Below are 22,260 nucleotides of genomic sequence, written 5' to 3' on the forward strand. Positions count from 1 at the left end.
CACGCCCCGTCAGGCTACCGTCCCCGCATACCCCGACGATCCCGCCCACCGGCGCGACCTGCACGAACACCTCGATTCCTCAGCGAAGTCTCAGCGCCCGCACACGTGCGGTCGAGGTTGGGGCCTCACTTGAGGACCTTCGTGCCGTCCTTGGCCGTCCAGGTGATCCGGCCGTGCTCGAAGTGGTTGACCCGGCCCTTGCCGTCGCGGGTCGGCTCCTCGTTGCTCACCGGCTTGCCGAGACGCCCACCCGGGCCTCCAGCTGCCACGTAGGCACCGCCGATGGCACCGGTCACGATCTTCGGACCCTTCGGGCCGGTGAAGATGCGGCCGTTCGCGAAGTCCTGGGCCTTGCCGCCGGGGACGCCGTACGCCGGGGTCAGGCAACCCCCCAGGTCGCCCTTGTTGGCGTCCCAGAGCTTGCGGAAGGCGCCGTCCACACGGCAGGCGACCGCGTCCCGTGAGAGCCCGAGGGCCGCGGCGGCCTGCGGCCACGCCTGCATCATCTCGAACTCCCAGTACGGCCAGGTGTGCGTTCCGGACGGGCGGTAGACCGCCTGACCCGGGATCCCCTTGCGGTTCAGCTGGACCGCGAACTGCTGGGACGTGACGCGGCTGAGCATCTCCAGGCCCACGCCCGAGTAATTGGTCGCGAGCAGCGGGATGTCGGAGGGCTTGTCGTGCTCGCCGACCATGCCGTTGCCGGAGGAGACGTAGAGACTCGTGCCCTGCAGCTTGTCGGCCAGGACGTACGGGTCGTGTTCCTTCCAGGCCGGGTCGGTGGGCGGACCGAACATCTTCATCGAGTCGTAGCCGCCGCCGTCACGGACGGCGAACTGGATGGCCTGGGGCATACCGAACGAGCTGAACTGCAGGATGCCGGAGAACGACGCGGCGAACTTGTAGAAGCCGGGGTTGCGCGCGGCCAGCATCATCGCGGCCGAGCCACCCATCGAGAGACCTTCGACGCCGCGGACGTCCGTGGAGCGCCAGTCGTTCTCCAGGATGGGCGGCAGTTCCCGCATCAGGAACGTCTCCCACTTGTAGTTCTTGCCGCGGTCGGGTTCCTTCCAGTCGGTGTAGAAGCTCGACTCACCACCGATCGGCAGGATGACGTTGACGTTCTTGTCCTTGTAGAAGTCGACGATCTTGGTGTTGAGAACCCACCCGCTCTGATCGTCCTGCGCACGCAGACCGTCGAGCATCGTCAGCTGCGGGAACTTCTCCTTGGGCTTGGCATGCCAGTCGCGCGCCAAGAGGATCTGCACCTGGATGTTGGTGTTCATCGACGGCGAGTACACCCACAGGGCGACTCGGCGATCGGTGTACCAGTAGGTGTTTGTCACCTTGCCCGGCGGAACCGCCGCCGGTGCGGCTGCCGGGGCCGCCGACGAGGGGGCCGACGACGGGGGCGCAGCCGGAGAAGCCGGGGGCGCAGCCGGGGACGCCGGCGCAGGAGCCGCCGGCGAGGCCGGGGCTGGTGCCGGCGCGGGCTCTGCGCCCGCGAGGCCCTGACCCACGACAAGTGTCATCACGGCCACGATCGCCACCACGGCGGCCATCACCGCTCGCCAGGCCACTCGGGCACCGACCGGTCGGGTACCACTGATTCGCCGCATCACTCTCCAGAACTCCTTCGACCCAGTACAACGGCGTCCGCACGTTCTGACCGATTCCCCGTCAGTCACAACTGCATCATCAATACCAAACGCCTCAGGAGTTTCTTACACGCAATCCGACCCCGGTGTCCGAACGCCACGCTGTGACTCGTGGGATTTATGTGACAGTTGATACCAACCATCCGGCGGCAGTTCCCGAAACACGACGACGCCCCGTCCGGGAATCCGGACGGGGCGTCGTGCAGGCCGTGTCAGGCCGGTCTCTCGCCGATCAGCGGAAAAAACCGCGGTTCTTGGCGTTCCAGACCATGTCCTGCCAGTAACCCCAGGCGTGGGTGCCGTTGGCGTAGTACGTCATGAGCGGCACGCCCTGGACCAACGCGGCGGCCTCGAAAGCCTTCGACTGGGTGAACGCCAGCAGCTCCAGCGTCGAACCCTTGAAGAGGTCGTCGAAGACGTTGGGCAGTGCGTTGTACTTGCCGAAGAGGCCGTTGCCCGAGCCCACGAAGATCTTCATGCCGCGCATGTTGCCGATGTTCCAGAAGGGATCGTTCTGGAACCAGCGGATGCTCCACGGCGGTCCCCACATCGCGTCGATGTTCCACGGCTTGGGATCGACGTCGAACATCGCCAGACGCAGCGCGGTGCGCATACCCGGGGCGCTCAGGAAGTTGTAGCCCGACAGCGAGCCGGCACGGTCGAAGTGCTGGCGGTTCTGCGCGCCGATGACGAGGGCGGCGTTACCACCCATCGACAGGCCCATGATGGCGTAGCGCTTCGACGCGCCGACGCGGAAGCCACGCTTGTCGAGGGCACCGACCAGCGACTTGGTGATGGCGCAGTTCCAGCGGTAGCGGTACTTCTGGCCGTTGAAGTTGCTGGGTGCGTCCCAGTCGGTGTAGAAGCTGGCCGGTCCGCCGATGGGCTCGACGACGTTGACGCCGGACTTCACCATCTCCTGGACGTTGGTGTTGATCTCCCAGCCGTTGTAGTCGTACTGGGCGCGCATGCCGTCGAGCAGGATGACGGTTTTATAGTTGCCCGGCTTCTTCCAGGCGCGGACCTTCACATCGGGCATTCCGCAGCCGTTGACAAAGAATTCCTGCTTGCCGACCTGCGTTCCGCCGATCCGGGCGGTGGCCTGGCCGGCGACCACGCCGGTCAGTCCCACAACTGTCAGCACGGCGACGAGTGCGGCGATCAGCCGGTTCCCCATCCGGCCGCGCGCAGGCTTGGTCGCCTGAGTGGCAGCTTCACGCATGTACAGAATCTCCCTCTTCGGCCGATCGGATCACCGGAGGTCTCACCTCCCGCGGAACCCGACCGGTTCTTGTGCGTCTCACATCTCTCGTCCCCCGGCGCAGAGCGCCGCGCGACGATGGTTTCCGAGCCGATCTCGCATGCGATTCGCCGTCGGCGAGCCTATTCGATGCCCCCGACCGTGACAAACCTTGTGATCGCGATCACAACCCCCGTCACCGTGCGTGCCCCGGCACTTTCCAGGACACATCGGTCACGAAAGGTTTATCGACCTCTGACGTCGGGACGTTACCTATCCGAGATGTTCCGGGGCAAGTCCTCAGCGCAGAGTACGCGTTTTCTGTGCATTTACTTGGGTTCGTGTGCCAGGGTCGCGCGCACCCGCATACCGCCCGGGCTCCACCTACTCCGGGTTCACGGGCGGCGGCATCTCGAGTCCGCACCGGGCGATCTCGTACTCCGGCTCGCGCTGGATGCGGTAACTGTTGAACGTGAACGCCTGCTTCAGATTGTGCTTGAAGCGGGTGAACGACCACGGGCCCTCGAAGGACGCGAACCGATCCTTGGTCTCGGGGCACTGCAGCGCCACCTGCGCCTGCCGGACGAGGTCCTCGTCGAGGTAGCCCGGCAGAACCGGCTTGCGCGGATAGGCCCCGGCCTCGGCGACGACCCATTCGCTGGGCAGGATCTTGTCGTGTCCGATGCGGCCGTCCTCGAGCCGCTCGGTGTGTGCGGCGAGCGGATACGCCAGACCCATCTGGTCGATGACGCGCACGTCGAGCGGCGCGTTCATGCTCGTCATGCCGAGATTGAGGAAGTAGACCGTCACCTGACGCTCGGCACCCTTGGGCATCACCGCGGGCAGCTGCGCCACGTACCACTCGTCGTAGTTGAACGACGGCAGGATGACGCCGCCGTCCTCGCGATATTTGTCGATCTTCTCGACCATCGCGCTCATCCGCGGGTAGGCGAGGTAGTCCTCGGCGGTCACCGGGTTCTCGTTGCCCATGTTGGTCACATAGAAACGACGCTCGTCGACGATGCCGCTGCGTCCGATGTCGATCCCGGCGTTGGGTAGCACGTTCGCGTGGGTGCTGATCCCCCATACGAGAACCGTGATCCACAGCCCTGCCATGGCGACCGCACCGGCCAGTCCGACGCGGGTCCGGCGACGTTCGGCCGGCGACACCTCGACGGGCTCGGGCTCGTCGTCGATGACGGATTGCTGCGCGGCACGGCGTCGGCCGAAGGCGGCACCGAGGTGCGCGGGAATCGTCAGCGGCACGACCATGAGCGGCAGCAGCGTGACGAACAAGGGCACGAGCAGCACGCGGCCGTGCATGAAATCGCCACCCTGACGCATCCAGTAGACGATCAGGATGAGGCCGGCCACGACGACCACGGACACCACGGCGGTCGACGACTGGAGTCGGGCCGAGAGCACGCCCAGGCGGGAGCGGTCGGGGTCGACGGTGGTCGGGTCCGCGGTGCTCGTGGCGGCATCGGCGCGCAGACGTGCACCGACGACGAGGATCACGCCGGCGACGACGGCCATCACGACCGGCAGCAGGAGCACGTACGGACCGAACAGATTGGTCAGATAGGCGAAACCCTGCTCCCACTTGGCACCGCTGGCGTCCTTGGCGACCGCCGGGTTGGGGACGAGCAGGGCGTAGTAGCCCATCCGGAAGATCTGGTAGCCCACCGGCAGGGCACCGGCGACGACGGCCACGCCGAGTCGCATCTTCCAACCGAGCGGCGCGAAGAAGACGAGCAGGAGCACCAGTCCGCCGAACACGGTGAGTTCGGGCCGGACCAGCGGAGCGAGACCCGCGGTGAACGCGAGCGCGAGCGTTGCCGCCGACGCCCGGCGGGTCGTCTGTGGACCGCGTCGGGCCCAGGCGACCAGCTGACACCACAGGACGGCGGCCCAGAAGATGCAGAGCCCGTTCTCCAGACCGCTCGTCGCGAAGTCGCGGGCCGGCGGGATGGCGATGTAGATGATGGCACCGAACGGGAGCAGCAGCGTCCAACCGTCACCGGTGATCCCGCCGAGGCGATTGCCGTAGAGACGTGCGCTGCCGTACATCGCGATCGGGATGGCTGCGACCGAACACACCAGGGCCACCCAGAGGGCGACGTACTCGAGCTGGCCGTCGGTGACCCACGCCCAGAACCACAGCAGGTAGGTCCAGGCGGTCGAGGTGTTGGCCTCGACGCGTTCGCCCGCGTTGAACACCGGCCCGTTGCCGGCGAAGAGGTTCCGCAGCGTGCGCAGCACGATCAGGCCGTCGTCGGCGATCCACCGGCGCTGCCAGGCGCCGACGGCGAACAACGTGCTGACGGCGACGGCGCCGATCAGGAAACTGGCCGCGGCGAGACGACGCCGCGTCTTGTCGACCACGGGCGCGCCCGTCGTGCGGGTGCCCGTTACCTCGGGGTCGTCGACGGGATCGGAACCGACACCGTCGGTGGGTTGCAGACCGTCAATTGACTGCATAGACCGCGACACCCACGCATACTAACCAGGCCACGGCCAGCAGCTGCAGAATGCGGTCGCCGAGGGCGATCTCCTCGGGTTCCCCTGCTGCGCCACCGTCGACATCGACCGCATAACGCAGGATCGCGACCGTGAACGGCACCATCGAGATCGCGTAGGCGACGTTGGTGTCATGGTTCTCGGCGCCCTTGTCGAACGCCCAGAGTCCGTAGAAGACCACCACGGCCGTGGCCGACAGCGTCCAGACGAACCGCAGGTAGGTGGTGGTGTAGTACTGCAGCGCCTTGCGGATCCTGGCGCCGGTGCGCTCGGCGAGCTGCAATTCGGCGTACCGCTTGCCGGCGGCCATGAACAGCGAGCCGAAGGCCATGACGAGCAGGAACCACTGCGACAGCACGATCTCGGCGGCGACACCACCGGCGATCGCCCGCAGCAGGAAGCCCGACGACACGATGCAGATGTCGATGACGGCCTGGTTCTTGAGGCCGAAGCAGTAGCCGAGCTGGATGACCAGGTAGATCGCGATGACGACCGCGGTCTGCCAGTTCGCGAGGAACGAGATGCCGATGGACGCGGCCAGCAGCACGGCGGCGAGCCCGTAGGCCAGCGGTACCGGGACCACGCCGGCGGCGATGGGACGGAACCGTTTGGTCGGGTGATTGCGGTCGGACTCGACGTCCATCGCGTCGTTGACCAGGTAGATGCTCGACGCGGCGAGGCAGAACGCGACGAAGGCGATGGCCGCGGAGCCCAGCACCGAGGCGTCGGTGATGTTGCCGGCGGCCAGCGGCGCGGCGAGCACCAGGACGTTCTTCACCCACTGCCGCGGACGGATCGCCTTGATCAGCCCGGTGGCCAGGTTCTTCGGGGGCCCGGCGACCTTCCCGTGCTCGATCGGCTCCTCGCTCATGCACTCTCCCTGTGTCGTGTCACCCGTGCGATGACGGGGGACGCGGCGAGTCGCAGCGGCCCGCCGGGCACCGCGGCCGTGAGGCCGAGCCGGGTCAGGGCGCGCGCCGCGCGGCGGGCACGTCCTGAGGCCGGAGCATTCCGGGTGGGTTCGAGCAGCACCTTATCGCCCGCGATGACGGCCGCTGCGCTCGCGGCACCGATCGCGGCACCCGCGGTGACGTCTGTCGGATAATGAACGCCGAGTACGAGACGCGACAGAAGCATCGGCGGCACCAGCGCCGCGGGCAGCACCTTGGCGTCCCAGCCGGCCGCACGGCCGATCAGGATCGCCGCGGCGGTGGTCGAGGTGGCGTGCGACGACGGGAAGCTCAGCTTGCTCGGCGTGGACACCCCGATGTCGATGGCGGGGTGGGCCGGCCGGGGCCGGCGCACGATGCGCTTGATGATCACCGAGGCCGCGTGCGCACCGAAGGCACCCACACCGGCTTCGATCCACAGCTGCTGCGACCGCACGTCGCCGCGGGCACGCGCCAGCGTCCAGCCGGCACCGGAGATGGCCAGCCAGCCCAGGGCGTGTTCGCCGAGGTGCGACAGACCGCGCGCCGCCGACCGCACACCCGGACGGGAACCGATGCCCGTCTGGATGGCGACGAGGACCTTCTCCTCGCCCGCGAGGGGTCTGGGTGCGTCGTCGGCCGGGAGCTTCGCCGACTCCTCGACCTGCACGTCGGGACTACTCGATTCCGAAGACACCCGCCCAGCTCTCCTTACTGGTCAACTCACGATGTGCGGCGCGGTACTGCTGCTTCATGTCGCCGAACTTGTCCTGGAGTTCCTTGATCAGCGCGAAATGCTCACGCGCGAGCGCGATCATCTTCTCGCGATCCCGCTGCCGGTACACCACTCCCCGACCGTCGGCCGTGGTGACGGTGACACCGTCGACGCGGCCGAGCGAGAACCAGCGCGCCTCGATCGGCGGGTAGTTCGCCTGCGGGACCTCGTGATGACGGGGGTCGGCGGGCCGGGCGTTGTTGACCACGGATGCGGCCAGCGCCTTGATCTTGCTGATCGGGTTCAGCGGGATCGACGTGCCCAGATGCGTTGCCTCTCCGGAGGTCCGGGGCAGCGCGGTGGCCGACGGCAGCACGACCGCGTCCGGGTACTCCTTGCGGATCGCCGCGACCTTCGGCAGCGCGGTCGGCAGGAGGCTGCGGATGTGGTCGGGGCCGGCGAGGAAGTCCCGGATCGCCTCGTTCTGAATGGCCACCGTCGAGTACTCAAGGCAGAGAAGATGTTTCGCGGTCGCCTTGGTCATCGACCGCAGGATTCCCTTGATCGGTCCGTCGTGGTGGATGGATGCGACGACGAGCCGGTTGCGCAGATGGAAGTACGCCTGCCAGTCGATGGCGTCGTCCTTGTCGCTCCATGCCATGTGCCAGATCGCGATGCCCGGGATGGTGGCCGTCGGGTAACCGGCCTTCGCCGCGCGCAGCGCGAATTCCCAGTCGTCCCACTTGATGAACAGCGGCATCGGCAGGCCGATGGTCTCGGCACATTCGCGGGGGATCATGCACATCCACCAGCCGTTGCCCTCGACGTCGATCCGGCGGTGCAGGTTCTTCGAGTTCTCCCGGTCCCGCAGGGGGTACTCGGAGAAGTTGTGGTCGTATTCGACGAATGGCGCCGCGGTCCACATGAAGGTGTCGCGTCGGATGACCTCACCCATGCAGTGCAGGTGGCTGCGGTCCTGCAGGTTGAGCATCTGTCCGCCGACGAGCATGGGGGACTTGGCGAATCGCGACATGGCCAGCGCGCGCAGGATCGAGTCCGGCTCGATGGCGATGTCGTCGTCCATGTAGAGGATGTAGGGCGAATCGGTCAGTCGCAACGCCTCGTACATGATGCGTGCGTAGCCACCCGAGCCGCCGAGGTTGCCCTGGTCGAAGATGTGCAACCGATCACCGAGAGCCGTTGCGGCCTCGGTGTATCCGGGTTCGTCGACGACCTTCTTGGTGCCCTGGTCGGGCATGATGACCGCGTCGATGACCTCGTCGACCATCGGGTCGGAGGTCAGGGCGGCGAGTGCGTTGACCGCGTCGGTGGGACGGTTGAAGGTCGGGATGCCGACGGTCACGCGCTTGGTGTCGGCGTCGGAGGTCGGTGCGTCGACCGGCGAATACCAACCGGCGGAGACGATCTCGGTGTCGGTGTCGGTGGTGATGTCGAACCAGATCCAGCCGCCGTCCTCGAACGGGCCGAGATCGAGCTCGAATTCGACCACGCCGCGGCCGTGTTCGTCGGTGGCGATCAGGTCGCCGCCGATACCGATGCGCGAGCCGTCGATCTTGGAGCGGTACAGGTCGACACGAGCGGTGCCGACCACCTCGATGCGCAGCACCACCGAGTCCAGGATGCTCCAGCGACGCCAGTAGGCGGCCGCGAAAGCGTTGAAGTAGGTCTCGAAGCTGACCTCGGATTCGCCGCCGAGCAGCACCGAGGTACGGCTCGGTGCGTGTGCCCGCCGGTTGTTGGAGTCCGATTCGAGCAGGTACAGCGACCGCACGTCGAGCGGCTCACCCGCGCGCGGGAAGATCACGCGCTGCAGAAGGGATTTCGCCTTCGACGGTCCGATGCCCGCGTCGGGGATCTCGGACTGGTTCACGGGGGTCACCGTCATCTATTCGGCTCCTGCGGGGTCGGACACCAGCGGCGCACCGTCACGTAGATGCGGCGCCAGGGTGTTGTCGAACATGGTGAGCGCGCTGGCGATCGCCATGTGCATGTCGAGGTACTGATAGGTGCCGAGGCGACCACCGAACAACACGTTGGCACTGGCGGTCTCGGTGCGGGCGAGTTCGCGGTAGGCCGAGAGCTTGGCGCGGTCGTCGGCGGTGTTGATCGGGTAGTACGGCTCGTCGTCGTCATCGGCGAAGCGGCTGAACTCGCGCATGATGACGGTCTTGTCCGCGGGGTAGGAGTCCCGTTCCGGATGGAAGTGACGGAACTCGTGGATGCGCGTGTACGGCACGTCGGCGTCGTTGTAGTTCATCACCGGGGTGCCCTGGAAGTCGCCGGTGTCGAGCACCTCGGTCTCGAAATCGAGTGTGCGCCAACCGAGTCGGCCGGCGGAGTACTCGAAGTAGCGGTCCAGCGGGCCGGTGTAGACGACCGGTGCGTCGGGATTCTGCTCACGCAGCTCGTCGCGGACGGCGAACCAGTCGGTCGACAGGCGCACCTCGATGCGCTCGTCGGCGGCCATGTTCTCCAGCCAGGCGGTGTAACCGTCGACCGGCAGGCCCTCGTACTTGTCGTTGAAGTACCGGTTGTCGAAGGTGTATCGGACGGGGAGGCGGGTGATGTTGCCGGCGGGCAGCTCGGTGGGATCGGTCTGCCACTGCTTGGCGGTGTAGTGCTTGATGAACGCCTCGTAGAGCGGCCGCCCGATGAGGCTGATCGCCTTCTCCTCGAGGTTCTTGGCGTCGGCGGTGTCGATCTCGCCGGCCTGTTCGGCGATCAGCTTGCGCGCCTCGTCGGGCGAGAAGTAGCGACCGAAGAACTGGCTGATGAGACCGAGACCCATCGGGAACTGGTAGGCCTGCCCGTTGTGCAGCGCGAACACGCGATGCTGGTAGTTCGTGAAGTCGGTGAACTGGTTCACGTACTCCCACACCCGGTCGTTGGAGGTGTGGAACAGGTGGGCGCCGTACTTGTGGACCTCGATCCCGGTCGTCGGCTCGGCCTCGGAGTAGGCGTTGCCACCGAGATGGTTGCGCCGTTCGATCACGAGGACCCGCTTGCCCAGCTGGGTGGCCGCCCGCTCGGCGACGGTGAGACCGAAGAATCCGGAGCCGACGACGATCAGGTCATAGCTGCTACTGGTTGCCACGGGTCCTCAGGGTAACGGACCCATCCTGAGGATTCTCCGAGCCACGGTGGTCGCCGGGCAATGTTCGATCGTCGGTCTGCAGACATCGGGCCGGTTCCTCTGCTTCTCGGGTGGTTCGGGGCACCGTGACGTCTCGACTCCAGTTGTCGGCACCCAGGGGCGCCACACCACTTCCCGCACTCGACGCCGCGATCACCGTCGTCCGACCGTCGGTGCAGGTGATCGCGGCCCTCGGCTCCTGCGACGACGACTCCGCCGGCACCGTCCCTGCCCACAGACAAGGGTCCACGTGACGGTCAGGTGCGTCGGCACCGCGCCTCGGACAGGCTTCGCCGCTGCATCACCGACGACGGCCGGCACCACGTGCTTCCCGACGTCCGATGCCGACTCGGCGGTGCCGCCCGACTGGCTGCTCACCCACGTCGACGCCGCAGACTCCGGGCCGACGGTTTCGTGGGGATCGTCACTCCCGACGGATTCGACGGACGACGCCCGGCCCCGGGCCGATGGTCGCCGAGCACCGGACCGTTTCGACGAGTACCCACAGTCCGGCGACGACGTCCACGCAGCCCTGGCCGGAACTCCGATGGTGGCCTCGACGTCGTACTCCGACACCGATTTCCGGCTGGATGTTCTCCATTTGTCACCTGAACGGTCGGTTGCGCAACGAGAGGGACTCATCGATTCGTCGCGGTTATACGATCCGGCATAATAGATTCTCGACAAACGAGTGTTCCGTTTCCTGCGCTCAGCTGTCGTGCCGGCTGAGACGCGCGAAATGCGGTCTCCCAAGGAGGCAGGAGTGACCCAGTTGTCGGACTTCGGAGCGCAGATGACGCGCATCGCCGGCGAGATGCGTAAACAAAGCGATGACACCGAGGCCGCCGTGCGCTCGATGACGAAGTACGCGGTCGACGCCATCCCGGGCGCGGAATACGCGTCGGTGACGCTCGTATCTGACGGCGTGGTCGAGACCCCCGTCGTCATCGGCGACCTGGGCGGCGAGGCCGACGAGCTGCAGCGCAAACTCGGCGAGGGGCCGTGCATCCGTGCCGCGGTCAACGACGTGACGGTGTGGATCGACGACATGCACGTCGAGGAACGCTGGCCGCGGTTCGCCGCGGCCGCCGCCGACATCGGCATCCGGTCGATGGCCTGCTTCTTCCTGTACATCGACGGAGACGACTTCGGCGCGCTGAACCTGCACAGCACCCGTCCCCACGCGTTCCCGGCCGAGGCGCGCCAGCTCGGCGAACTGTTCGCCGCGCACGCCGCGACCGCGTTCGGTGCCATCCAGGAGAAGCAGCAGCTCCGGGCCGCACTCAGCTCACGCGACATCATCGGTCAGGCCAAGGGCATGATCATGGAGCGCTACAAGCTCGACGCCACCGAGGCATTCGCGCTGCTCGCCCGACTGTCGCAGGACACCAACACCAAGCTGGTTGATGTCGCTGCGCAGATCGTCGTGGCCGGTCCGGAGAACTCCTAACCGAGCCCGTCTTCCTTCGGGAACCCCAGCGCCGGGATGCCGCCGCGTTCCTGGAACTCTGCGAGACTCTTGCCGACCAGGACGCGCGGGCCGGTGGCCGGGGTGAAGAACATCATCCCCTTCTCGTAGACCTGCGTGACGCCGGCGGCGTCGGGGGTCAGCGACGGGAGCCCCATCGCCTCTCCGAGCGGACCGGAGAGGCCGCCGAGGTCGGCGAACTTGCCGTCCATGGCCGACGAGGCGATCTCCAGGAACTTCGCCCCACCGGGGATGATCTGGTCGACGAGCTGACCGAAGCTACCGAAGTCGAGTCCCAGCGAGGGCCCGGACGGTCCGGTGGGCGGCTTGACGATGCGCGGCGCCGGCTGGCCCTGCACGGTGAACCACGACGACTTCAACTTGAGCTTGGTGCGGGCTTCCTCACCGGAGACCTCGGAGGTTCCGCCGGAACCCACGGCACGGACCTTGATCGCGCGGCCGTGCTCAGCGCCGAGGCCGTTGGCCTCGACGACCTCGAAGCTGCGTAGCGCACCCACCCCGAAAGCCGAGCCGATGGTGCCGGCGGGGATGGTCACGGTCCAGTTGTGATTGGGCGAGACCGTGTCGCCTTCGTCGGGTACGGCCGGGAAGCGACCGCCGGCCGAGAAGCCACCTGTCGAGGCGGAGAACTCGGTGAACGCGGGCTGGCCGTTCTGCAGCAGAATCTGACCTGCGGTCGCGTCGGCCGCCACATTGGTACGACGGTCCTCGCCGGACACGCCGCCATACACCTGGGAGTTCTGGGTGTCGTCGATCTTCTTGCCGCCGGCGATCGCGGCGAGTGCATAGGTGCGGGCGGCGACGGCTTGCGCCTGCAGTGCCGCGGCACCGCCGGAGTCGGCCCAGGCGGGCAGGCTCTCGCGCGGGATGACGCCCTTGACGTAGTCGTCGATGTGGATGCGGTTGACCACGCGTCCACCTTCGAGGCCGAGTGCGCCTCGGTAAGCCTTCTCGGAACCACAGAACTTGAGGAACTCGGCCGCCGGCCGGTTCGGCGCCATGCTCAGCGGTTCGACGAACGTGGCCGGGACGGAGCGGATCACACCGCCGCCGCAGCCGCTGCGGATGGTGGCCGTGCCCCCGGACAAGCTGACCGCCTGTCCGGGAGCCACCGTCTGACCTCCGACGCGCATTCCGGCGTCCGCATGCACATTCACCGAGTTCTGACCCGTGAGGGCCACGATGATCTCGGGCCTGTCCACCTTCCCCGCGGTGGTTCCACCGTAGAAGTGACGCAGGATCTGCTGTGCCGACCAGCCCTTACGGGCGTAGCCGTACGCACCCCATTGCCCCATTCCGCGGCCGTGGCCATGACCGTGTCCGATCAGCGTCACCGTCGACCCGACCGAAAGCTCGACCCCGAGGGTCGATTCCGTTGAACTCGCAGCGACGAGCCCTCCGGCCAGCAGTGCGGGCGCGAGCCCGGCCGCGGCCCAGGTCAGCAACTTTCCGCGAGTCCGTGCGGGCCGGGAGCCGGTCGCCGGCCTCCCCGGCAGGAGCCGTCTGGGTCGGGGTTCGTTCACTGCAGAACACATCCTTCGGTCGCGACGACACCAGCCTCAGAAGTTGTCTTAGAGCTACAACTTTCACTCGATCGTGGCCGATGTGACGATTGGGACTTACGTGACATTAGTGAACCTCATTCGCGTTCACCAAGTCGAGCGGATCACAACCGGATCACGAGTTGTGACTCCGATTGTGACCTCACCTATAACACCAGTAACACTGGCCTCATAGGTAACAAGAGAGTCACGAGTGGTCCGGCGTCGGCGTGTGTCGTGTCGATGGAGGGCCGTCCCGCATCACGATGGCGGCCGACACCGAGCACGCCTCGACGCCCGCCCGGCGTGTGAGGCTGCGCATCGCATCGATGACCGGACAACCTCCGGCGAGGAGACCCCCAGTGCGTTACCCCCGACCGAAGCATTCGATCGCTCTCGCGGCCATCGCCGCGGCGGTCGTCGCGAGTCCGTTCGCGGTGATCGCGAGCACCTCCGGCCCGCAGGCCGACGACCCCCGGCTCGTCGACAACAAGCAGAAGATCGCCAACACCGAGATCGAGCAGGTGCCGCTGCGTGAGCTGCCCGCCGCCATCCTCGACGTCGCGTCGTCGGGCCTCGCCGCCGCGGGCGTCGGGCTGCCGGAGATCGATCCCGATGCGTTCCCCCTCCCCGATCTGACGGTCCCGCTGCCGAAGGGCATCGTGCCGAGCCCCTCCACACCGGGCACTTCCGAGTCAAGCGCACCCGAGTCGAGCGCACCCGAGTCGAGCGCACCCGAGACCACCTCCTCCGAGGCGCCTGCGCCGTCGACGACCGAGACCGATGATCCGGCTCCCGCTCCGACGAGCACCACGACCCCTCCCGTCACGACGATGCGCGACGGGCGCGAGGTGGGTGCAGCGGTGACGCACATCGTGCGCGAGGACCCCATCAAGATGGTCGCCTTCACCTGGGACCGCCCCGTGGACGTCGACCTGAAGCTGCGCGCCAAGCAGCCCGACGGGAAATGGAGTCCCTGGACTGTCCTGGAGCAGATCTCGAAGGGCACCGTCCCGAGTGCCGAGAAGCCGGCGGGCACCGAACCGGTGTGGGTCGGCGATGCGCGGGAGGTGCAGGTCGCCGCGTCGAAGGACGGCCTGGCGATCCCGGCCGCCGAGACCCAGGGCGGCGACCTGGCCCAGCTGGCCGTCGGCTCCGGAAGCGAGATCGTGACGAAACTGGCCGAGACGGCCCTCAACACCCTCAAGGCGACCCTGATCAGCCCGGAGGGTCTGCTGTCGCTGGGTTCGTCGTTGCTGTCCCCGCTGACCGGCGGACCGCAGGTGGTCGCGCGTCAGCAGTGGGGTGCCGACGAGGGGATCCGCTGTTCACAGCCGGTGTACTCGCCGCAGCTCAAGGGAGCGATCGTGCACCACACCGCGGGTAGCAACGACTACACCCCGCAGCAGTCGGTCGAGATCGTGCGCGGCATCTACGCCTATCACGCACAAAGCCTGAACTGGTGCGACATCGGCTACAACGTGCTGGTCGACAAGTACGGACAGATCTTCGAAGGCGCGTTCGGCGGACTCGACCGCAACGTGGAGGGCACCCACACCGGCGGGTTCAACAAGGACACGGTCGGCTTGTCGTTCATCGGCAACCTGGAGGAGGTCCCGCCCACCGCGGCGGCGGTCGCCGCGGCCGGACGCTTCCTGCGCTGGCGACTCGGCAAGGCGGGTCTGAACCCCGCGGGCACGGCGACCCTGATGTCGGAGGGTTTCGCGGGCACCAAGTTCGCGGCCGGGACGCAGTCCAACCTGCCGATGATCTCCGGCCACCGCGACTACAACAGCACCAGTTGCCCTGGCGTGCACGGTTATGCGGCGCTGGAGCAGGTCCGTGCGCTGGCAGGTGGCGCGACGCCGGCCCCGGAGGCGACGCCCGAGGCGACTCCGGAAGGAGCACCGCCGGGCGAGCCCGGAGCACCCGAGCAGGCGCCCGGCCCCGCGCCGGAGGCAGCCCCGCCGGCAGCGTGAGCCGCGCGAGCCGCTCGGTTCAGGCGAACCAGCGCTCGAGCACCTTCGCGACGCCGTCGTCGTTGTTGCCGACCGTGATCTCGTCGGCGGCGTCGAGCGCGGCCTGATGGCCGTGTCCCATGGCAACGCCGTGGCTCGCCCACGTGAGCATCTCGACGTCGTTGGGCATGTCGCCGAAGGCGATCAGCCCGTCGGCGGGTAGACCGGTGGCCTCGCAGAGGCGCGCGAGTCCAGAGGCCTTGTGCGTACCCGGCACCGACAGTTCGACGAGGCCGTTGTCCGTGGAGAAGGTCACCTGGGCGAGGTCGCCGACGAAGGGCTGCAACCGCGCGGCCATCTCGCCGCTGGGCATGTCCGGTTTGCGTACGAGCAGCTTCACCGCCGGTTCGCTGAACACCTCGTCGTCGCCGACCTCGACGTGATCCGGGTTGAGCCAGGCGTGTTCGTATCCGGCGCTCGCGACGAACGGCGGCGTCGCGGCGTCGTGCGCCGACCGGCCGGAACGTTCGGCGGCGATACCGCACCCCGGGATCTGCTGGTAGGCGATCTCCCCCAGCTTCACGAGGGCGTCGGATTCGAGGTTGGCCGACCACAGGACCCGGTCATGCTCGGCGTCGTAGATGATGGCGCCGTTGGCGCACACGGCGTATCGGACGAAGGCGTCGGTGCCGGCGAACTGGTCGGTGATCTCGGCGATCCACCGGGGCGGGCGGCCGGTCGCGAGCACGAACTCGACGCCCGCCGCACGGGCCGCCGACAACGCGGACACGGTTCGCGACGACACCCGGTTCTCGTCGTCGATCAGTGTTCCGTCCACGTCGCTGGCGATGAGGGTGGGTGGACCGAATGTCATCTGTTTCCTCTGTCTCGGGCCTGGGTGGCCTCGCGTTGTCTCGCCGCGGCCTTGCGGGCGCGGGCTTCGGCCTTGCGGAGCGCCTCGTCGGCCTCGATGACCGCGGCCTCCTGTGGTGTGGAGGCCGATCCGCCGAGCCGGGCAGGTACCCAAAACTCGCCGGCCGGGTGCGGGCCGTAGGCGTCCTGGACCTCGTGGAGCATGGAGTCCATCACCTCGTGCAACCGCAGGGTCTCGCGCTCGGGTTTCTCGCCGGGGTCGACGGTGAACGGCAGTCCGTAACGGACGTGCACCGGGATACGGCGTCGGCCCATGTTCCGGGGGCCGCCCTTGGTCCATTGCCGGTGGGCTCCCCACACGATCGCCGGGACGATCGGGACCCCGGCCTCGGCGGCCATGCGTACCGCACCGCTCTTGAACTCCTTCAGTTCGAAGCTGCGGCTGATCGTCGCTTCCGGGTAGACCGCGACGATGTGGCCGCCGCGGAGGTGTTCGAGTGCGGCGCGGTAGGCGTCGGCGCCGCGGGACCGGTCCACCGGAACGGTCTTCGTGTGGTTGACCAGGAAGCGCATGATCGCGACATCCATCACCTCGGACTTGATGAGGAACCGCGTCCGCCGGCCGGCACGTTGCACGCCCAGCGCGGCCGGGATGAAGTCGACGTAGCCGGTGTGGTTGATGCACAGCACCGCCCCGCCGGTCTCCGGGATGTTCTGGATCCCGGTGAAGTGCAGGTCGAGCCCCTGGGCGCGGACGAGCGTGTTCGCGATGATCTCCAGGGTCCGGTAGACCGGCTCCCGTCCTCGACGCGGCCCGCTGCTCATGCCTCCCAGGTTAACGGTCAGGGGTTGTCACGCTGAGCGCGCTTGGCGGCGCGTTCGGCCTGCTCCTCGGCGTCCATACGGTTCGCCTCCTCGAGCGTCGGCGCCGACCCGCCGAGGCGTGCCGGAACCCAGAACTCACCCTTGGGGTGCTCGCCGTAGGCGTCCTGCAGCTCGAGCAGTTTCGCGCTCATGACCTCGTGCAGCTTGGCGGTGAGGGCGTCGGGATCGCCGGTGGGTTCGAGCGCCTCGCAGACCCCGATCGAGATCGGGTAGCCGGTGCGGCCGAGCCGCTTCGGGTGGCCCTTGGTCCACACGCGCTGGGCACCCCAGATGACGGTCGGGATGATCGGTGCACCGGACTCGATCGCCATGCGTGCCGCACCCGACTTGAATGCCTTCAGCTCGAAGCTGCGGCTGATCGTCGCCTCTGGGTAGACACCGACGAGCTCACCGCGCTTGAGATACTCGACAGCAGCCCGGTAGCTGTCGGCACCGGCGGTGCGGTCGACGGGAATGTGCTTGAGCGAGCGCATGATCGGGCCGGAGATCTTGTTGTCGAAGACCTCCTTCTTCGCCATGAACCGCACCTTGCGACGCCCCTGCAGATGTGCGGGGATGCCGGCGTAGGTGAAGTCGAGGTAGCCGGTGTGGTTGATCGCGACGACGCCGGGGCCCTCGGCCGGGACGTGCTCGACGCCCGACACCTTGAACTTGAGACCTTCGGCCAGCCAGAGCAGGCGGGCGGCGGTGATCACGGTGTCGTAGACGGGTTCCATGCCGGAAAGCTTAACCAGTGATCGGGTGTGGCAGGTCAGGCGTCCGCGGCACCCGTGCGGGTGACGGCGAACACGAGGTCGACGGCGGCGTCGGAGAGCTGTTCGGGTGTGAGGGCGAGCCGACCGTCGATGTGGTCGAGGTACAGCGCCACGAGTGCCCCGGTGAGCGCCGAGGAGATCACCGCGACGCGTTCGGGGGCGAGTGAGTCCTGGTCGGTGACCATGGCCAGGACGGCCTGGACGAATCCGGGGACGGTGGCCGCGCGGTGTGCGCGGAGGACGTCGTCGGCAAGCGGCTCGCGTAACAGGATGCGGGCCTGCCCCGGCTCGTCCTGGAAGAACTCGCGGAAGATCTCCAGCAGTGCACGCACGTTCTCACGCGGATCGGCACACCGTTCAAGGCCCGCAACCCGGGTGAGGAGCCGACCGGTGACACGGTCGTACACCGCGGTGACCAGCTCTTCGGTCGAGGAGAAGCTCTCGTAGAAGTAGCGGGGACTGAGATTGGCCTCGCGCACGACGGCCCGCATCGTGACCGCGGCGGTGCCGCCGGTCCCCAGCAGGGTCTCGGCGACGGCGAGCATCTGCTCGCGCCGGTCGGTGGACCGGTCCTCGAGCGTCTGCCCGCGCCACAGCTTACCCGAACTCATGTGTTCATCGTCGCATCTGCGCGGGGTGGGACTCATGGCCCACGCGGGCGGTCCGCGCGGCTCGATACATTGGAGGACTGTAGTGCTTTGACGCGCAGCCCCGCGCACACCAGGAAAGGCCCTCTCCGTGCAGATCACCAGCATCGGTCACGCCGGTTTCCACATCCAGACCACCGCCGGATCGATCCTCTGCGACCCCTGGGTCAACCCCACCTACTTCGCCTCGTGGGTGCCGTTCCCGGACAATTCCGAACTCGACTGGAAGACACTCGGCAACTGCGACTACCTCTACGTCTCGCACCTCCACCGGGATCACTTCGATGAGAAGAACCTGCGCGAGAACGTCAACAAGGATGCGACGGTCCTGCTCCCCGACTACCCGGTGCCAGACCTGCGTCGTGAACTCGAGAAGCTCGGTTTCACCAAGTTCATCGAGACCACCGACTCGGTGAAGACGACGGTCACCAACGACAAGGGTTCGCTCGACGTCATGATCATCGCGCTGCGCGCGCCGGCCGACGGGCCGATCGGAGACAGCGGCCTGATCGTCTCCGACGGCGAGACCGTCTGCTTCAACATGAACGACGCCCGCCCGATCGACCTCGACGTCATCGACGACGCGTTCGGTCACGTCGACGTCCACCTGCTGCAGTACTCGGGCGCCATCTGGTACCCGATGGTCTACGACATACCGCGGAAGTCGAAGGCCAACTTCGCATCTCAGAAGCGTCAGCGCGGAATGGACCGTGCACGTTCGTACATCGAGCAGGTCGGCGCGACCTGGGTCGTGCCGTCGGCGGGTCCGCCGATGTTCCTCGACGAGGAGCTGTTCTACCTCAACGACTTCGGCTCCGGGGAAACCGCCGACGAGACCTCGATCTTCCCGGACCAGGAGACCTTCCTGGAGCAGATGCGCATCCACGGCACCGACGACGGCGAGAAGCACCGCGGCCTGATGATGGTCTCCGGTTCGGTCGCCGACTTCACCGGTTCGACACTCAACGAGGTCAGCCACCCGTACGCCCCGGGCGACGTGTTCGGCGAGAACAAACGCGCCTACCTCGAGCGGATGAAGGAGAAGTTCGCCCCGGTCATCGCCGCGGACAAGGCCACCTGGGCACCCGCCGAAGGCGAGCCGCTGATCGGCGCACTCCGCGAACTCTTCGAGCCGATCATGGCCCAGTCGGACCTGGTCTGCGACGGCATCGGCTACCCCGTCGGCCTGGTGATGACCCCGGGTGGCGGTCCGGCGAACGACGCCACCGAGACCGTGGTGCTCGACTTCCCCAACCGCATCGTGCGTGAGCCGAAAGAGGGAGAAGGCAAGTACCGCTACGGTTTCCGCATCGCCACCGAACTCGTGCGCACGGTTCTCCGCGACCACGAGCCGGACTGGGTGAACACCATCTTCCTGTCCACGCGCTTCACCACGTGGCGCATCGGCGGATACAACGAGTACCTCTACACGTTCTTCAAGTGCCTGACCGACGAGCGCATCGCCTACGCCGACGGCTGGTTCGCCGAGGCCCACGACGACTCGGCGTCGATCACCAAGGACGGCTGGGAGATCCAGCGTCGCTGCCCGCACCTGAAGGCCGACCTCGGCAAGTTCGGCGTCATCGAGGGCGAGAAGCTGACATGCAACCTCCACGGCTGGCAGTGGGATCTGACCTCGGGCCGCTGCCTGACGTCGAAGGGCCACGAGCTGCGCGCGAGCAAGCTCGACTGACGCGATGACGGCGTCCGAACGGACCTACGCCGGGCGGCCGGTCAGCGATCGCGCTGCCGAGCGTCGGCGCCGGTTCCTCGACGCCGCCCTCGTCGAGTTCACCGGTGCCGCCGGATACGCCGGCTCCTCGGTGACCTCCATCTGCCGGGCCGCCGGACTCTCGCGCCGGCAGTTCTACGAGGAGTTCAGCGACCGCGAGGACCTGCTCGTCGCGCTGTACGACGAGATCCAGCACGCGGCGCGCGACGCAGTCGCAGAAGCATTGGCGGGCATGGCTTCCCGCGATCTGCGGCGGCTGGCAACGGCGGCGATGAGCGCCTACATGACCTCGGTCGGCACCGACCCGCGGCGTGCGGAGGTCTCGTTCGTCCAGAGCGTGGGGGTGAGCGCCCGAGTCGAGCAGCACCGCCTCGACGGGCGTGAGGAATGGGTCGAGTTCTTCGTCGCGGCCATGGCCGACTTCGCCGGGCGCGCACCGAGCGAACGGCAGCGCCACCTCGCGATCGCCTACGTCGGAGCGCTCACCGGGCTCGTCCACCGCTGGAGCGTGTCGCCGGACCCGGCACCGCTCGACGACATCGTCTCGGTCCTCTCCGACATCCTGCTCTCGTTCGCTGAGCTCTAGCGTCTCACTGCCCGACGATTGTGCGCCGGCACACATCGATGTATCTTCGCTCGAAGTGTGAGACACAGGCGTCTCACTATCTCGAGGGGGTCTCCATGGGTCGAGCATCAGTCGGGAGAACGAGGTGTGGCCTGCGAACTTTCATCGCAGCGCTGGCTCTCGCGCTCGTCGGCAGCACAGCACTGGGCGCCGGGACCGCCGCCGCCGTGCCCGTTGCACCGCCCCTCCCGTTTCCGGTCCCGCCGGCAATCCCCGAGTTCGACAAGGACTTCTACCTACCCCCTGCGTCGGCATACGCGGACAAGAAGCCCGGCGAGCTGATCGCCGCCCGGCGCGTCCACCTCGCCGCGCTGTCGGTGATCCCGATCAACGTCGACGCCTGGCAGATCTCCTACCGCTCGACCAACACCTGGGGCAAGGCCATCCCCGCGGTCGCCACCGTTCTCAAACCGAAGGGTCCAGCGAAGCCCGGCCCGTCGAAGCTGGTGTCATGGCAGTCCGCCGAGGACTCGACCGCGCTGTACTGCTCACCGTCGTATGCGCTGCAGCAGGCATCGATCCCCGGTCAGCTGACCGGGTCGGTGGACTCCGCCTACGAGGTATTGCAGATCACCTCGCTGGTCGGCGCCGGTTGGTCGGTCGTCATCCCCGACCACCAGGGACCCGAATCTGCTTTCGCAGCGGGCCCTCTCGCCGGACGGATCACCCTCGACGGCATCCGCGGCGCACGCGATTTCGCGCCGCTCGGACTGAAGAAGGACCTGCGGGTCGGGATGATGGGTTATTCCGGCGGAGCGATCGCGACCGGTTGGGCCGCGGAGCTCCACGAGCAGTACGCGCCGGAGCTTCCTATCGTCGGTGCGGCCGAAGGCGGTGTCCCCGCGGACATCCGGGCAATGGTGGACCTGGCCGACAAGAACGCCGCGTCGGGGCTCATCCTCGCCGGCATCATCGGCGTCAGCCGCGAGTTCCCCGAACTCGACCGGTTCCTGCAGCGCAATCTGAATCCGCTCGGAAAGGCGCTGCTCGCGAGCAAGAATCCGTTGTGTCTCACCTACCAGGCAGCGCTGGCACCGTTCGTGGACATCAAGGGCCTGGTGAACCTACCTGACCCGCTGAGCTACCCGACGCCGCGAAAAGTGCTGGGGCAGCTGAAGATGGGAAAGCATGTCCCGCGGTTCCCGATGTTCATCTACCAGTCGAATCCCGACTGGATCGCCCCGGTCGGCCCGGTGAATGAATTGGTGCGCACCTACTGCGCCGACCCGGATGCCAGCGTCCGATACGTCCGCGACCACTTCAGTGAGCACATTTCGCTCGCGATCGAGGGTTTCGCGCCGGGGATCGTGTGGATGCGGGATCGGCTGGACGGCAGACCGGCCGGAATCGGTTGCACCACCGCCGATCAGGGCTCGATGGCCCTCGACCCGAAGACTTGGCGGGCATTCGTCAACCTCGTCGGCAACAACCTGGCCCTGGCCATCAACCAGGAACTCGGTAATCCTCCGCGCCTGCCCTAGACCCCCACATGTTTACCGACGACGCCCGCGGGCAACGCTGCAGTACGTCGCACCGAGG

The 22,260-nt window shown here is 67.3% G+C and carries 18 protein-coding genes; 6 read left to right on the plus strand and 12 right to left on the minus strand.

Features of this window, described 5'->3' with window-relative positions:
• Positions 1 to 125 precede the first annotated feature (125 nt).
• The 7 genes from M1L58_RS06420 to glf all read right to left on the minus strand — a co-directional run bounded on the left by M1L58_RS06420 (position 126) and on the right by glf (position 10,177).
• Positions 126 to 1,619, minus strand: coding sequence for an alpha/beta hydrolase-fold protein (locus tag M1L58_RS06420; protein WP_248658251.1), 1,494 nt, complete (start codon positions 1,617 to 1,619; stop codon positions 126 to 128).
• A 271-nt stretch (positions 1,620 to 1,890) separates the two neighbouring features.
• Entirely contained in the window at positions 1,891 to 2,880 is a 990-nt protein-coding gene (locus M1L58_RS06425; protein ID WP_248658252.1) for an alpha/beta hydrolase, read from the minus strand.
• Positions 2,881 to 3,282: 402 nt separating this feature from the next.
• Positions 3,283 to 5,379, minus strand: a complete 2,097-nt coding sequence (gene zomB / locus M1L58_RS06430; RefSeq protein WP_248658253.1) for a flagellar motor control protein ZomB — start codon at positions 5,377 to 5,379, stop codon at positions 3,283 to 3,285.
• Positions 5,366 to 6,289, minus strand: coding sequence for a decaprenyl-phosphate phosphoribosyltransferase (locus M1L58_RS06435; protein ID WP_248658254.1), 924 nt, complete (start codon positions 6,287 to 6,289; stop codon positions 5,366 to 5,368). Before M1L58_RS06435 ends, zomB begins: the two co-directional genes overlap by 14 nt.
• On the minus strand, positions 6,286 to 7,044 hold the full coding sequence (locus M1L58_RS06440; protein WP_006867059.1) for a phosphatase PAP2 family protein: 759 nt from the start codon (positions 7,042 to 7,044) through the stop codon (positions 6,286 to 6,288). The genes M1L58_RS06435 and M1L58_RS06440 overlap by 4 nt, the downstream gene beginning before the upstream one ends.
• Entirely contained in the window at positions 7,025 to 8,968 is a 1,944-nt protein-coding gene (locus M1L58_RS06445) for a glycosyltransferase (protein ID WP_006867058.1), read from the minus strand. Before M1L58_RS06445 ends, M1L58_RS06440 begins: the two co-directional genes overlap by 20 nt.
• Entirely contained in the window at positions 8,969 to 10,177 is a 1,209-nt protein-coding gene (gene glf, locus M1L58_RS06450) for a UDP-galactopyranose mutase (protein ID WP_154885272.1), read from the minus strand.
• Positions 10,178 to 10,466: 289 nt separating this feature from the next.
• On the opposite strand from glf, the gene M1L58_RS06455 reads away from it, so the two are divergent.
• The gene (locus tag M1L58_RS06455; protein WP_248658255.1) at positions 10,467 to 10,889 is read left to right on the plus strand and encodes a hypothetical protein; all 423 of its coding nucleotides are present in this window, start codon (positions 10,467 to 10,469) and stop codon (positions 10,887 to 10,889) included.
• 90 nt (positions 10,890 to 10,979) lie between these two features.
• Positions 10,980 to 11,666 (plus strand): GAF and ANTAR domain-containing protein, encoded by a 687-nt coding sequence (locus tag M1L58_RS06460; protein ID WP_248658256.1) that lies wholly within the window; start codon positions 10,980 to 10,982, stop codon positions 11,664 to 11,666.
• On the opposite strand, the gene M1L58_RS06465 is transcribed toward M1L58_RS06460, so the two are convergent.
• Positions 11,663 to 13,150, minus strand: coding sequence for a SpoIID/LytB domain-containing protein (locus tag M1L58_RS06465; protein WP_248658329.1), 1,488 nt, complete (start codon positions 13,148 to 13,150; stop codon positions 11,663 to 11,665). The genes M1L58_RS06460 and M1L58_RS06465 overlap by 4 nt on opposite strands.
• Positions 13,151 to 13,608: 458 nt before the next feature.
• Between M1L58_RS06465 and M1L58_RS06470 the strand changes: the two genes are divergently transcribed.
• A complete protein-coding gene (locus M1L58_RS06470; RefSeq protein ID WP_248658257.1) occupies positions 13,609 to 15,225 on the plus strand; it encodes a peptidoglycan recognition protein family protein in 1,617 nt (538 codons plus the stop codon).
• Between the two features lie 19 nt (positions 15,226 to 15,244).
• On the opposite strand, the gene M1L58_RS06475 is transcribed toward M1L58_RS06470, so the two are convergent.
• From M1L58_RS06475 to M1L58_RS06490, 4 genes are read right to left on the minus strand one after another with little or no spacing between them, the layout of a single operon-like run.
• Positions 15,245 to 16,078 carry an HAD family hydrolase gene (locus tag M1L58_RS06475; protein WP_248658258.1) on the minus strand — a complete coding sequence of 278 codons (834 nt, stop codon included), beginning with the start codon at positions 16,076 to 16,078 and terminating at the stop codon, positions 15,245 to 15,247.
• Positions 16,075 to 16,902, minus strand: coding sequence for a lysophospholipid acyltransferase family protein (locus M1L58_RS06480; protein WP_248658259.1), 828 nt, complete (start codon positions 16,900 to 16,902; stop codon positions 16,075 to 16,077). The genes M1L58_RS06475 and M1L58_RS06480 overlap by 4 nt, the downstream gene beginning before the upstream one ends.
• Before the next feature lie 17 nt (positions 16,903 to 16,919).
• Entirely contained in the window at positions 16,920 to 17,678 is a 759-nt protein-coding gene (locus M1L58_RS06485; RefSeq protein ID WP_006867051.1) for a lysophospholipid acyltransferase family protein, read from the minus strand.
• 35 nt (positions 17,679 to 17,713) lie between these two features.
• Positions 17,714 to 18,328 carry a TetR/AcrR family transcriptional regulator gene (locus M1L58_RS06490; protein ID WP_006867050.1) on the minus strand — a complete coding sequence of 205 codons (615 nt, stop codon included), beginning with the start codon at positions 18,326 to 18,328 and terminating at the stop codon, positions 17,714 to 17,716.
• 127 nt (positions 18,329 to 18,455) lie between these two features.
• Between M1L58_RS06490 and M1L58_RS06495 the strand changes: the two genes are divergently transcribed.
• The 3 genes from M1L58_RS06495 (at position 18,456) to M1L58_RS06505 (ending at position 22,202) form a co-directional block, all read left to right on the plus strand.
• Entirely contained in the window at positions 18,456 to 20,057 is a 1,602-nt protein-coding gene (locus M1L58_RS06495; protein WP_248658260.1) for a Rieske 2Fe-2S domain-containing protein, read from the plus strand.
• Between the two features lie 4 nt (positions 20,058 to 20,061).
• On the plus strand, positions 20,062 to 20,682 hold the full coding sequence (locus tag M1L58_RS06500; protein ID WP_248658261.1) for a TetR/AcrR family transcriptional regulator: 621 nt from the start codon (positions 20,062 to 20,064) through the stop codon (positions 20,680 to 20,682).
• Positions 20,683 to 20,777: 95 nt separating this feature from the next.
• The gene (locus tag M1L58_RS06505; protein WP_248658262.1) at positions 20,778 to 22,202 is read left to right on the plus strand and encodes a lipase family protein; all 1,425 of its coding nucleotides are present in this window, start codon (positions 20,778 to 20,780) and stop codon (positions 22,200 to 22,202) included.
• Positions 22,203 to 22,260 lie beyond the last annotated feature (58 nt).

This window comes from Gordonia sp. C13, assembly GCF_023218005.1.
Classification (GTDB): domain Bacteria; phylum Actinomycetota; class Actinomycetes; order Mycobacteriales; family Mycobacteriaceae; genus Gordonia; species Gordonia namibiensis.

Excerpts from the sequence above, each read along its gene's own strand:
- M1L58_RS06420 (WP_248658251.1), bottom strand. The coding sequence starts at position 1,619 with ATGCGGCGAATCAGTGGTACCCGACCGGTCGGTGCCCGAGTGGCCTGG.
- M1L58_RS06425 (WP_248658252.1), bottom strand. The coding sequence starts at position 2,880 with ATGCGTGAAGCTGCCACTCAGGCGACCAAGCCTGCGCGCGGCCGGATG.
- zomB (WP_248658253.1), bottom strand. The coding sequence starts at position 5,379 with ATGCAGTCAATTGACGGTCTGCAACCCACCGACGGTGTCGGTTCCGAT.
- M1L58_RS06435 (WP_248658254.1), bottom strand. The coding sequence starts at position 6,289 with ATGAGCGAGGAGCCGATCGAGCACGGGAAGGTCGCCGGGCCCCCGAAG.
- M1L58_RS06445 (WP_006867058.1), bottom strand. The coding sequence starts at position 8,968 with ATGACGGTGACCCCCGTGAACCAGTCCGAGATCCCCGACGCGGGCATC.
- M1L58_RS06475 (WP_248658258.1), bottom strand. The coding sequence starts at position 16,078 with ATGACATTCGGTCCACCCACCCTCATCGCCAGCGACGTGGACGGAACA.
- M1L58_RS06480 (WP_248658259.1), bottom strand. The coding sequence starts at position 16,902 with ATGAGCAGCGGGCCGCGTCGAGGACGGGAGCCGGTCTACCGGACCCTG.
- M1L58_RS06485 (WP_006867051.1), bottom strand. The coding sequence starts at position 17,678 with ATGGAACCCGTCTACGACACCGTGATCACCGCCGCCCGCCTGCTCTGG.
- M1L58_RS06490 (WP_006867050.1), bottom strand. The coding sequence starts at position 18,328 with ATGAGTTCGGGTAAGCTGTGGCGCGGGCAGACGCTCGAGGACCGGTCC.
- M1L58_RS06500 (WP_248658261.1), top strand. The coding sequence starts at position 20,062 with ATGACGGCGTCCGAACGGACCTACGCCGGGCGGCCGGTCAGCGATCGC.
- M1L58_RS06505 (WP_248658262.1), top strand. The coding sequence starts at position 20,778 with ATGGGTCGAGCATCAGTCGGGAGAACGAGGTGTGGCCTGCGAACTTTC.